The organism is Acinetobacter sp. FB (assembly GCF_056033405.1).
The window spans coordinates 689,750-702,327 of sequence record NZ_CM148502.1 but is presented as its reverse complement, the minus strand read 5'-3'; the positions used below and the strand labels follow the sequence as shown (position 1 = coordinate 702,327).

The following is a 12,578-nucleotide window of genomic DNA, read 5'->3' as shown; positions in this document are numbered from 1 at the left end:
ATGTAAAGAAATTTTTCATATGACAGATTTACATCGCTTATCAATCCGTGAACTCTCTGAAGGGCTAAAACAAGCTCAATTTTCATCACGTGAATTGACTGAACATTATTTAAAACGTATTGCCAAAATTGACCCAAAAGTAAAAAGTTATGTGACGGTTACAGCAGAACAAGCACTTGTTGAAGCTGATGCTGCTGATTTTGCACTTAAGTCAGGTCATGCACATGCGTTGGCAGGTATTCCTCTTGCACACAAAGACATTTTTTGTACCCAAGGGATTAAAACCACTGCGGGTTCAAAAATGCTCGATAACTTCATTTCACCTTACGATGCGACAGTTGTTGCTAAAGCAAAAGCTGCGGGTCTTGTGACTTTAGGTAAGGTGAATATGGATGAATTCGCTATGGGTTCAACCTCTGAAAGCTCTTACTTTGGCGCAACAGGCAACCCATGGGCATTAGATCATGTTCCGGGCGGTTCATCAGGAGGTTCTGCTGCGGCTGTAGCAGCAGATTTGGCTCCAATTGCGACTGGAACTGATACAGGTGGCTCAATTCGTCAACCTGCTTCATTCTGCGGCTTAACGGGCTTAAAACCGACCTATGGTCGTGTGTCTCGCTTCGGTATGATTGCGTATGCATCATCTCTCGATCAAGGCGGTCCAATGGCACGTTCTGCGGAAGACTGTGCTTATTTGATGAATGTGATTGCTGGTCATGATGCCAAAGACTCAACGTCAATCAACAAAGAAGTGGATGATTATGTTGCTAACCTAAATGGTACCGCAGTGAAAGGTCTACGCATTGGTATTCCAAAGCAATACTTCAATGTTGCAGGTTTAGATGCTGATGTAAAAGCACGTGTTGAAGAGTCGTTGAAAAAGCTTGAAGACATGGGTGCGATCTTGGTTGAGATTGACCTCAACATGACTGAAGCCTATGTGCCAACTTACTACTTGATCGCACCTGCGGAAGCTTCTTCAAACCTGTCACGTTATGATGGTGTGCGTTATGGCTACCGTTGTGAAAATCCTGTGGACTTGATGGACTTATACAAACGTTCACGTTCAGAAGGTTTTGGTGCCGAAGTACAACGTCGTATTCTGATCGGTACTTATGCCCTTTCTGCGGGTTACTACGATGCCTACTATGTCAAAGCACAAAAAGTACGTCGTTTGATTCAACAAGATTTCTTGAAAGCATTTGAAAATGTTGACGTGATTGCTGCACCATCTGCGCCAACCACTGCTTACAAGATCGGTGCAAACCTCAGCCCGACTGAAATGTATTTAGGCGATATCTATACCCTTGCTGTGAACTTGGCAGGTTTACCTGCTATCAACGCACCTGTAGGCTTTGATAAAGACAGCTTGCCTGTGGGCTTACAGTTGATTGGTAACTACTGGTCAGAATCACAATTGCTTTCGATTGTGCATCAATATCAACAAAACACAGACTGGCATACCAAACGTGCTGCAATTGCTGAGGAGAATGTATAATGACTGAAGCTCAAAAGTTAAAGCTTATTGACGGTTGGGAAGTCGTTATCGGGATCGAGATCCATACTCAGCTTGCGACCAAGTCTAAAATCTTTTCAGGTTCATCGACTGAATTTGGTCAAGATCCAAATACGCAAGCCAGCCTTGTTGATTTGGCCATGCCGGGCGTATTGCCAGTATTGAATGCTGAAGTGGTTGATCTTGCGATTCGCTTTGGTTTGGGGATTGATGCCTATATCGACCAAGCCTCTGTGTTTGCACGTAAAAACTACTTCTACCCAGATTCGCCAAAAGGCTACCAGATCAGCCAGATGGACAATCCGATTGTTGGCTTGGGTCATATCGACATCCAGCTTGAAGATGGTACTGTGAAGCGTATTGGCGTGACTCGTGCCCATCTTGAAGAAGATGCAGGTAAATCGATCCATGACCAATTCGAAGGTATGTCGGGTATCGACTTAAACCGTGCGGGCACACCATTGCTTGAAATCGTATCTGAACCAGATATGCGTTCGGTTGAAGAAGCGGTTGCTTATATCAAGTCGATTCACACGCTTGTGCGCTGGTTAGGTATTTCTGACGGCAACATGGCAGAAGGCTCATTCCGTGCCGACTGTAACGTGTCATTGCGTCGTCCGGGTCAACCTTTTGGTACACGCTGCGAGTTAAAAAACCTCAATTCATTCCGTTTCATTGAGCAAGCGATCAATGTTGAAATTGAACGCCAAATGGAAATTTTGGAAGATGGCGGCACGATCGACCAAGAAACCCGTTTGTTCGATCCGAACAAGATGGAAACTCGCTCAATGCGTTCGAAAGAAGAAGCGAACGACTATCGCTACTTCCCTGACCCAGACTTATTGCCAGTGATCATTGCCGATGAGCAGATCGAAGCGGCACGTGCTGCCCTGCCAGAATTGCCCGCTGCTCGTCGTGAACGCTTTATAGCTGACTTCGGTGTAACTGAATACGATGCACATGTATTGACGCTGTCACGCGAAATGGCTGACTTCTACGAAGCTGTTGTCGCTGCTGCTGGCGGTGCTGCGCAAGGTAAGGTCTCTGCAAACTGGGTGATGGGCGAATTCTCAGGTGCTTTAAACAAAGCAGGCCTAGAATTGGCGGACTCTCCTGTTTCAGCTGAGCAGTTGGGCGGCATGATCGCGCGTATTGTTGACAATACCATTAACGGTAAAATTGCGAAGCAAGTGTTTGGCTTTATGTGGGAAGCAGAAGGAAAATCTGCGGATGATATTATTGCTGAGAAAGGCTTAAAGCAAGAAACCGATACAGGTGCGATTGAAGCGATTATCAAAGACGTGCTTGCAACCAATGAAAAAATGGTTGAAGAGTACAAGTCTGGTAAAGAAAAAGCCTTTAACGGTCTTGTTGGTCAAGTCATGAAAGCGGCAAAAGGTAAAGCCAACCCTGCGCAAGTCAATGAATTGATGAAGAAATTGATTGGTTAAACTGATCTAATTTCTAACAAAACCCGCTTTCGAGCGGGTTTTTTTATATTTTTAACTTATTACGATCATCATCAATATAGGACATTGTAATATCAATCAGACAATCAATTAATTCTTCAAAAGTAAAACCCATATTTTGAGATGAAAAGAAATTCATCGTCAGTGCGACACTAGAATTAATTAAAATATAAACCATCATTTTTAGGTTTTTTATTCTCAATACCTCAGGATGTTTCACCGCGTATTCAATCGCTAATGTATTGATCGCCTTGACTGCTTTTACATGACTGGCTTCAGTACTGTATTTACTCGATACACTCAACCAATAGAAATACTTATTCTCATCTGCTGCTAAAAACTCACCAATATGTAAAAAAATGGATCGAATCGCTTCGGGAATTTCCATTTCCTGAATGGTTGGAATGACCTCGTAAATGACTTTGGCAAGCTCAGCAATAAAGTGTTGTTGCATCTCTACAAACAAGGCTTCTTTATTTTTAAAATATTCATAAAAGCTTCCAGAACCAACACCCGCAATCTCACAAACTTTCAACACGGTAGTGTGATCCAACCCATTGCTTTTTACTGATATAAATCCTGCATCCACTATGGAATTATAAGTATTTTTAGACCTACTTTGTTTTGGTTTTCTTATAGTTACCATTATAAAAACCTCATTCTTAAATCCGTCTTTTTTCCGTATAAATTCACTGATAGATTCTATATACATACTAAATTTTGTTCAAATTATCTTCTACAGATGACAAGGAAAAAAGATGAATATATCAGTACAATCTCTACAACGAATCGTCCGCCGTAATGTGATTATTCCTTTGGACAAAAACAAGAAGTTTTCTTTTTACTATGAAGATAATTCTGTTGTGGCTTCTCTGTTTGTGGTTTTATCTGCGATGTTTCCACCAGGTGAAATGTTTTTCATCGAGAGCGTACGTAATGTTCGTGATCAAATTACGGATGAAAAATTGCTCGAAGATATTCGTAATTTTATTGCGCAAGAAGCTTTTCATAGTCGAGAACATAAATCTCTGAATGAGCATCTGATTCAATCAAATTATCCAGAAGTAGTCGAAATCGAAGCCTTAACCAAAGCCAGATTAGATAAATTTCGTAAACTTCCCAAAGTTGAGCAATTAGCGGCGACTGTAGTGATGGAGCATTTCACTGCTACTCTTGCTCGCTTGCTGTTGACTGATCCATTAATCAAACAGAAAACCACTCAAGAAAGTCGAAATCTTTGGGAATGGCATGCGCTTGAAGAACTAGAACATAAATCTGTTGCTTTTGATGCGTTGAAAGCGATTGGTGGTAATACAGTTAGAAATCGAAGAATTGCTTTGATTCGAGTAGCTCGATTTATTGCGCCAATCACTTTTGATTATTGGATACAGATTTTAAAACGTAAAGATATTAAGTTTTCAGCCAAAGAACTGAAAGATGCATTTTATTTGGCATTCGGTGGTGTAAATCGTTTAGGTATTTTTTCTCGTACGTTTATCGAAATGCTTGATGTCAGAGATCAACATTTCGATCCATTGGATATGCCGACTGAGCAACTCGAAGCAGAATACCGTGAAAAATTATTTGGTGAAAATGGTATTTTAAAAAGCGCGCTTAAAAGCTAAGCGCATTTCGGAAATAGAAAAGCCTTTAATGATCTGTCGATCAAGTCATAGAAACTACAAAAGTTAGAGCCAACTTAGCTCAAGTAGATGATTTGATGAAGAAATTAATTAACAAATTTAGTCGCCAATCATTTGATATTATGCTATAAAAACCTCACTTAATGTTGTTTTTAATTTTTTGAGATTAAATTTAAAATGAGTTACTTTAATATATTACAAGTTAGTACCGAAAACCAAATTAAAAAACATGACTCTAGTTATATAATTATTATGGATACTAGTCGTTTTTTAGAATACACAAATGAGGATATTCGAGTTTTTTATAAGAAAATAAATCAAGAAAAGCTAGATTTACTAAAAAAGTATCCTACATTTATTACTTATGAAAGATTTGAAAATAAAATCTCTCTAGCAAAAATTCAGAATATTTACTATGAACCCGAAGAACAAAATATAAGAATAATTTATAATCAATTAGATAGTCTTGAGATTACAAAAAGAGAAGATATTGAATTCAAAGATACTGATTCAAGGGAAACTATTCGAGAAAAAAACAAAAATTATGATATCTATCTAAGAAGTATTAAAGAAACTCTAAAATTTGAGGAGTTAGAAGAATATCGCAATCACTGGGCATTAAAAACAGGAGATATTTTTAATTTATTAAGCAATAATCAACATCTTAGTCAATTCAATCATCCTACTTATATAAGCTTATTTCCTCATTATCAAGATCAATTACCCTTGCCTCAATATATTGACCTTAAAGCTACAACATCAGTTGGAGTTGAAGTACAAGCAACATTAGAAATTAGTAAGCCACAAGAGCCACAAGAGCCACAAGAGCCACAAGAGCCACAAGAGCCACAAGAGCCACAAGAGCCACAAGAGCCACAAGAGCCACAAGAGCCACAAGAGCCACAAGAGCCACAAGAGCCACAAGAGCAATATATTTCAAATCTTTCGGAATATATGCATCTAATTAATCAAATAAGTGAAACAAGTACACTAGATTGCCGAGAAGTATTTTTCCGTGGTCATAGCAATGCTGATAAATACTTCTTACAACCTAGCCTATTCAGACAGTATAAGGATAAAGGTTTAATTTATTTAAATTCTGAACGAAATTCATATATGGATTTACTAACAACAGAACCAAAGTCATTTGGAAATGAAAGTAGATGCTTTGATATCCTTACCCATATGCAACATTATTCATTCCCTACTCGACTACTAGATATTTCAAGCAACCCCTTAGCTGCACTCTATTTTGCTTGTGAAATTAAAAAAGATGATAAAGGTAAGGAGTTGGATATTGTGGGTGAAGTCATCTTATTTTCTATAAAAAAATCAGAGATTAAATATTTTGATTCAGACTCTGTTTCCTGTTTGACTAATTTAGCAAAGCTTACAGAAGACCAGAAAAATGAATTACGATTACTTATAAATAAGTGTATAGTGGATACACCCGATAAAGATGAATTAAACCAAAATGACCTTATTAACAATTTGACTTTCGCAAGATATATTCATTTTATTAGACAAGAAAAACCTTATTTTAGTCCAAGAGTTAAGATAGATGATCTAAAAAAGGTATTATGTGTTAAAGGACGCTTAACCCAAGATAGAATTATTGCTCAAGCAGGCTCTTTCCTACTCTTTGGGTTAGATAGTAAATTACCTGAAGAAGGTAATGATATCTTTAAGATAAATAGAATTAAGATTAAATCCAAAGATAAAAATAAATTACTAAACGAGTTGGATTTATTAAAAGTAAATCTTAGAACTATTTACCCAAGCTTAGAAAACACTTCAAAATATTTAAAAGAAAAATTAGAAAGAGAGGCTGATTCCAAATAAAGATACTGCTAAGACTCTTTATAAACCAAAGAGTCTTAGCAATTTAAAAAAACAAAAATAACTTATTGTTTTTCTGATTTAAAAATCAAATCTAAATTACTCTTTAAAAAAAATTATTCATTTAATAAATAATGGTTCGTTCCATGTTAAGTGGGAAAAGATATATCTACCTCAACACACCCAACTTATTCCAGATATCAGGCGTTAAAAAAGTCGTAACCAATTTATTTAAATCAATATAACGCAACGTGCCTTGCAACTGCTGTCTGACCGCTGGATCTTTGACAATATCTTCACCCGCACTTTGCCCTAACTGCTGAAAAGCCTCTCCAACCGCTTGAATCCCCTCAGCCTGAATCACCGCCTTAGTCTGTGTCGAACACTGCTCCACAATCACACGCTGTAAAACCTGTGCCAATTTCTGATCTAACTGATTCTTTTGCTCAGGCGTAACATTACTAAAACCTTTCAGATCAGGATGTGCTGCTAAAGCCGTAAACGTCCATTGCAACACTGTAGTCTTATCCGCTGCGGTAGTCGCTTTCACCAAACAATCACTCAGTTGATCCACTGTTGGTCCTGCTATAGCTACTTGCGTTGTTCCCCACACAGCCGCAGCCATTAATAAAGAACGACTCAAATGAGAAAATTTACGACGAGAAAAGATATAAACAGGAGACATAAGCACAGTTCCAAAAAGCAATCTGTCTCTTTGTACCACGCACTATACAAATCATCTGTTATGACGCTGTAAATTGCGTAAACCCAACGCCTTAGAACTTAGGCAAAATGTAAAACTCGAACTTAACCTTGTCCTTGATAATCCCAATTTGCAGGAATATTTGGCTGCGGTGGTGCTTTGTTTAGATCAATATTGAGATTACGACTACCCTTAAATGATTTTTCACCTGAATCTGATGCTGGTGATACTTCTAAACTGTAACGATAACGGAATTGCCACAACATCGGCTTAAGCGGACGAATATCTAGGCTCAAACGATCTTCATCGTGGCATTTACCTTTAGAACTTTTATAATCTTGTTCAGAGAAACATGCCCGAATCATCCGACTAAAACTAAAAGGATAATTTTCAATAAAGCGATGTGTTTGCCCTGAATCCTTTAACTCATAAAAACTAGCACGTTCAATTCCAGCCCCACCACCCGAATACATTTCTGAAAATGTATCAATCAAGGCAATGGCATAACGATTTTGATCCATAGGAAATAGTTTAGGAAAAATATATTGGCTTGTCCGTTCCACTTCCTCAGAAAGTGCTAATTGTATACGCCACTGATGAGTTAATTTCAATCCAGTTTGCGATACATGAAATTGAGCAATATCACTTCCTGACAATAACAATAGATCTTGATCCGCAATTTTCAAACTGCGCCATTGTGCTTGCTGTTGGCAGAGATCTTTAAGTTGTTCACAAATTTGCGTTTGTTCAACTTGGCTGAGTTGTCCTTTTTTAAACTCTAAAATCTGCAACGGTGCAGCAAAAATTGAGGAACTAAAACAACTAAATGAAACCGTTAAAATCAGCCCACGTAAATGAATTTTATGATTCAGCATGATATTTCCTTAGGCTATTTTTTTATTTGTACGCAGTATTATTTTACAATCGCTTCGACCTGATCAAGTTCCCATACCCCACCTGCAGCAAGCCCTTTACACATCCCCGTCCACATGTCTTTGGTATGCACAAATTTCTGCCCATCCCATACCCATTCATCACTTGACCAACAATCTCCTATGCCACGACCTTTTTGTGCGCTACTCATCATCCCTGAACCAAAGTCAGAGGCATGTTCCGTCACGAAAGTCGCTTTTCCTGTTAATGATTGATCGAGTACCCATGCACCATAACCTTCGTTATAGGCTGCTCGCCAACATAAAGTCATCGCCAATACTTTGTTGTTACTTAGCTTATAAAGCTCGATTGGTTGCGATTCTGTTCCATCACCATTATAGATGCCCTCACAGAATCCCTCCTCTTTGGGGATCGTTTGTGCTGCCATTAAAAGTGGATATACGGATTGATACTGTTTTGTTTTAGGTTGTAGTGTGAGATAGGGTTTATCAGCTGTTTTCACCTTTTTCACAACCATTTTAGGTTGAGCAGCCAGAACCTTAGATTCATCAGCATTGCCTTTTTTAATCAATGCCCCAACCGTACTGACTCGCTTTTGAAAATCATCCATTTTCAATAAACTAGCTGTCATACCGGCATCAGAGATTTGCCATTGGACATTTGAGTTTTTAAAGACAATATCTGTCTTTTGTTTGGCTTGTTGCAATAAGCCATTCACCTGATTTGTAGAAAGTTTCCCCATGATTGGGAACTCAGTGCCATCAACAGAGACTTGTCCCAAATCTTTTCCATTCACATAAAAATGAATATTTTGGAGTTTAGCTGCTGACAGTGATTCTTGCTCAAAATTTGCAAGCGCGAACTCGGCACTGACTGTTTGCTTTGCTCCAGCTTTGCGCGTTAATAACAACGATGCAGGTTCATTTTGCCCGTCTTCATTTTGATAACCAGCAGCACGACATGTTCCTGTATTACTACAGTAAATTTCCCAATCTTGATGTGAAAATGAAATGCCTTTGATTTCTTGTGCGAAGCTAGTAGAACTTAGTGCCATAAAGCAGCAAACTGAAAGTATATTCTTCACTGGTATCATTCTGTATTACTCATATTTATTATCAAACTTGAAAACAGTTTAAAGGGCTGATCTACACTTGTCATATGTCATTTTATTGCAGAAGATATGAGCTTAAAGCAAACTGAGTTTGGTCAAATTTAAAAATGAAAAGAACAATTTTATTTCCCACGATTTTAATGATTATGTTCTCCTCAGCCACTCATGCTGAAATTACGGTATTTAAAGCAAATTTCCCTCAGTTTTCAAATAGTGCAAAAGAACGAAAAGCAGAAAATCAAATTTACCCTCTCGGTGAAGCTTCTTTTGCAAATGATGTTCGGGTGCCTTTTTACGGGGTAACCGCACTCAACCCTGTGGAAGATGGTTTATTAAAAGACTTTAAATCATGTTCCGCAAAAAGCTGTCATTTCGATTTTAAATTGGATGCTAAACAAGCCGAACAACTCAAGTTATGGGCTATTCCTGAAATAGGAATTGTGCTTGTACCTAGAAATTGGCAAGACATACAATCAAATGCAGGAGCGAATGGTACTGGATCTGCCTTAATTATGAGTCCAAATCAGAAACAAGCAATTCAGCTTTATGATTCATCGTTTTGTGTAGGTTGCGGTATGCCAAATGCGACGCTTTATTTTCCGCATCTTTTAAAACAAAGTGTGGAATATGAATACGGCGGTTATCAAGATCCACTTAAATTACTGAAGATCGTACACCCTTCAAAACAAATCGTTTTCTTTAGTTATCAAATTCCTAAGCTGAATAACAGAACACATGGCGTAGCCAAATATCAAGATGAAGACACGTTTAACTTTAGAGAAATCAAAGTCACCGTTGATCAATCACAACAGCATTTGGTTGGAACTATTCTAAATTTTTACAATGCGACTCACTAATCAAATCATAGGGGCAAAAAAACCTGCTAGTTGCAGGTTTTTTTAATCACACTTATTTTTTTAAAATTGACTCGAAAGCTTTTAAACGTTTATAAATTGAAAGTAATTCAATAATCGTTTTCCAAGAACTGATGAGATATTGAAATGATTCACGAACTTTATCAAAGATGTTACTGATTTGGTTGATCAAGCCTAAAGTCATTTTACCTGATGCAATCGCTGGAAATAGAACTACTAAGCTGTATAAAACATCGAGTTGCTTATACCAAATCGCGACTAGGTTAAAATAAGCATAGTGGAAATAAAGTCTAAAATAATTTAAACGAACTTTACTGAATAACTCTTTTAACGTGATTGGATCAGCTCTATTCGGATGATCTTCACCATAAACCAGTTCTTTACGATAAGCTGCTTCAACTTTTTGATTGTTAAATTGCAAGCCTGGTAGTTTTTGCCCGACAAACATTAAAATAATCGTACCTACGATAGCCCAAACCACAGCCGCCCACACCAATGAATGTTTGATTTCACCAACGATAGGTAAGACAGGTACTTTTTCTGAAATTTTGAACAATAGCGGTAAAAAGGCAATGAGAACCATCACTGATTTAATCAACTCAACACCTAAATCCTCGACGATAGTTGCGAAGCGCATGGTATCTTCCTGAATACGCTGCGAAGCACCCTCAACGTGGCGTAATTGCTCCCAATTTTCTGTGTAGTATTCATTCATTGCTGTACGCCAACGGAATACATAATGGCTGGTAAAAAAGGCATTAATTACGGCAAATGTAACAGCAACCATCGCAATATAAAGGAATGTTAGCGTACCTTTATATAGATCATTAATATTACCACCACCATCACTTAGCATCTTTTGGATCATATCCCAAAATGGACCATACCAAGCATTGATCGCAACACTTACCTGCACGCCAAACCAGATATTAAACAAAATAAATGCAGAACCCCAAACTGACCATTTCTGCCATTTATTATCAGAAAAAAATCTCCAGAATCCTGCAAAAAGTGCTGTTGAAGCTAAAAACCAAATATAAAACCAAATAAATGATGCTGATAAAAATCGACTCACACCAACAGGTAGCTCTGCTTCAGCATAACCTTTGGCAAAACCGAGATATTCACCCCAACCATGACCACCTGTATACCAAAGCAGCATATTCAGGGCTAACCACACAACGACTGAAATAAAGAACAAGCGTGGATTAGGAAAAAAAGATTTAAACATCGCGTTTAACAATCCTTGTAGTGTTGCTATTGACGTTAGAACGTCATCCTATAATCTCAAACTTAAATTTGTCTGATAAAAAAGTTTAATGAATGGTAGTTATTTACCTGTTTTCTCAATTTTTTGATAGCTTTTTGTATCGTATTTACAATTTGTTTAATAAACATGGATTGGATAGACGAACTTAAATCTTATCGTTGCCTATCCTTAATTTAATATTTTGCGGAAACTATGGCTCAAGGCTACTCATTTTTAAAGCTAAATCCTGTTGATTTAAATCAACTTGCTTTGTTTTACTTTTAATTACCCATTGAATATTAGTCAATTTTTCTTTTGCAGCATCAATACCCGCTTGCATAGTCATTTCACGACCTTTGATATCAAAGATATGCGCTTTTTCACGTAGATCAGGCTGAATGACAATATCTGCATTTTTCAACTCTTCTTCAGCTAAACGTCCTTGCATAATGTTGATATTTTGATTGAATAGCCCCCAAACATTACTGGTTTCGGTATGAATAGGTTGTGCCAAAATATCCACTGCAATCACCACATCTGCACCTAAATCCCGTGCAACCTCCACAGGCACAGGACTGACTAGACCGCCATCAACATATTCCACATTACGGATCTTGGTTGGTACAAACATACTCGGAATCGAAGCAGATGCGCGTACTGCTTGGCCTGTATTACCATAATTGAATACAGTTTTGGTGCCGTCTTTTAATTCCGTTGCAACCACATACATCGGGATTTTTAACTTCTGTAAAGGAATGTTTTGGACTTGCTCATTCACATAGTCCTCAACTTTTTTACCATCAAAGAAACCTTTTAAACTGACATTCACTTCTCTTACATCGGTAGCCTTAAGTTTAAGTGCAATATCTCTCAACTCTGCAGCGGATTTACCACTTGCATAAATTGAACCTACAATACTGCCCGCACTTGTACCTACAATAAAATCAGGGCGAATACCTTGCTGTTCCAACACTTCAAGTACGCCGATATGAGCATATCCACGTGCCCCACCACTGCCGAGTACTAAAGCAACAACGGGTCTTTTTTCTTGTTGTTTAATATGTGCAAAAGGCTGAACAACTGCTTGTACTTGGGCATCTTCAACTAAAGGTTTTAAATGCGAAGTTGTTTGACAACCCGCCAAAATCACCATTGAAAGTCCAAGCGTCAATAATTTAAGCTGTTTCATATGCTGTCTTGCCATATCTACGTGGTTCTATCTTTTAATTTTAACGCCATTATTCGTGAAATGCTGTATCAATTTTTATGTATATATCCA

At 37.9% G+C, this 12,578-nt stretch carries 11 protein-coding genes; 5 read left to right on the top strand and 6 right to left on the bottom strand.

Annotation, left to right across the window (positions count from 1 at the left end):
* Window positions 1-19: 19 nt before the first annotated feature.
* Together gatA and gatB are read left to right on the top strand one after the other, a co-directional pair.
* Window positions 20-1,498, top strand: a complete 1,479-nt coding sequence (gene gatA, locus AC0JIQ_RS03370) for an Asp-tRNA(Asn)/Glu-tRNA(Gln) amidotransferase subunit GatA (RefSeq protein WP_474202635.1) — start codon at window positions 20-22, stop codon at window positions 1,496-1,498.
* Window positions 1,498-2,967: an Asp-tRNA(Asn)/Glu-tRNA(Gln) amidotransferase subunit GatB gene (gene gatB, locus AC0JIQ_RS03365; protein ID WP_474202634.1), complete on the top strand. Its 1,470-nt coding sequence runs from the start codon at window positions 1,498-1,500 to the stop codon at window positions 2,965-2,967. Before gatA ends, gatB begins: the two co-directional genes overlap by 1 nt.
* 43 nt (window positions 2,968-3,010) lie before the next feature.
* Here gatB and AC0JIQ_RS03360 read toward each other — a convergent pair whose 3' ends face one another.
* Window positions 3,011-3,631, bottom strand: coding sequence for a TetR/AcrR family transcriptional regulator (locus AC0JIQ_RS03360; RefSeq protein ID WP_474203218.1), 621 nt, complete (start codon window positions 3,629-3,631; stop codon window positions 3,011-3,013).
* A gap of 112 nt (window positions 3,632-3,743) precedes the next feature.
* Between AC0JIQ_RS03360 and AC0JIQ_RS03355 the strand changes: the two genes are divergently transcribed.
* Window positions 3,744-4,610, top strand: a complete 867-nt coding sequence (locus AC0JIQ_RS03355) for a metal-dependent hydrolase (RefSeq protein ID WP_474202633.1) — start codon at window positions 3,744-3,746, stop codon at window positions 4,608-4,610.
* A gap of 195 nt (window positions 4,611-4,805) precedes the next feature.
* Complete coding sequence (locus AC0JIQ_RS03350) at window positions 4,806-6,470, top strand: FRG domain-containing protein (protein WP_474202632.1); 1,665 nt, start codon at window positions 4,806-4,808, stop codon at window positions 6,468-6,470.
* A gap of 166 nt (window positions 6,471-6,636) precedes the next feature.
* Here AC0JIQ_RS03350 and AC0JIQ_RS03345 read toward each other — a convergent pair whose 3' ends face one another.
* The 3 genes from AC0JIQ_RS03345 to AC0JIQ_RS03335 all read right to left on the bottom strand — a co-directional run bounded on the left by AC0JIQ_RS03345 (window position 6,637) and on the right by AC0JIQ_RS03335 (window position 9,157).
* Window positions 6,637-7,152, bottom strand: coding sequence for a hypothetical protein (locus AC0JIQ_RS03345; RefSeq protein ID WP_474202631.1), 516 nt, complete (start codon window positions 7,150-7,152; stop codon window positions 6,637-6,639).
* Window positions 7,153-7,274: 122 nt separating this feature from the next.
* Entirely contained in the window at window positions 7,275-8,045 is a 771-nt protein-coding gene (locus AC0JIQ_RS03340; RefSeq protein WP_474202630.1) for a hypothetical protein, read from the bottom strand.
* 38 nt (window positions 8,046-8,083) lie between these two features.
* A complete protein-coding gene (locus AC0JIQ_RS03335; protein WP_474202629.1) occupies window positions 8,084-9,157 on the bottom strand; it encodes a DUF1176 domain-containing protein in 1,074 nt (357 codons plus the stop codon).
* A 125-nt stretch (window positions 9,158-9,282) separates the two neighbouring features.
* On the opposite strand from AC0JIQ_RS03335, the gene AC0JIQ_RS03330 reads away from it, so the two are divergent.
* Window positions 9,283-10,032 carry a DUF4850 domain-containing protein gene (locus AC0JIQ_RS03330; RefSeq protein WP_474202628.1) on the top strand — a complete coding sequence of 250 codons (750 nt, stop codon included), beginning with the start codon at window positions 9,283-9,285 and terminating at the stop codon, window positions 10,030-10,032.
* 52 nt (window positions 10,033-10,084) lie between these two features.
* Here the strand turns inward: AC0JIQ_RS03330 and sbmA are convergent, their stop codons facing one another.
* Together sbmA and AC0JIQ_RS03320 are read right to left on the bottom strand one after the other, a co-directional pair.
* Window positions 10,085-11,281: a peptide antibiotic transporter SbmA gene (gene sbmA / locus AC0JIQ_RS03325; protein WP_288401416.1), complete on the bottom strand. Its 1,197-nt coding sequence runs from the start codon at window positions 11,279-11,281 to the stop codon at window positions 10,085-10,087.
* Between the two features lie 229 nt (window positions 11,282-11,510).
* A complete protein-coding gene (locus tag AC0JIQ_RS03320) occupies window positions 11,511-12,488 on the bottom strand; it encodes a patatin-like phospholipase family protein (protein ID WP_474203217.1) in 978 nt (325 codons plus the stop codon).
* Window positions 12,489-12,578: the final 90 nt, after the last annotated feature.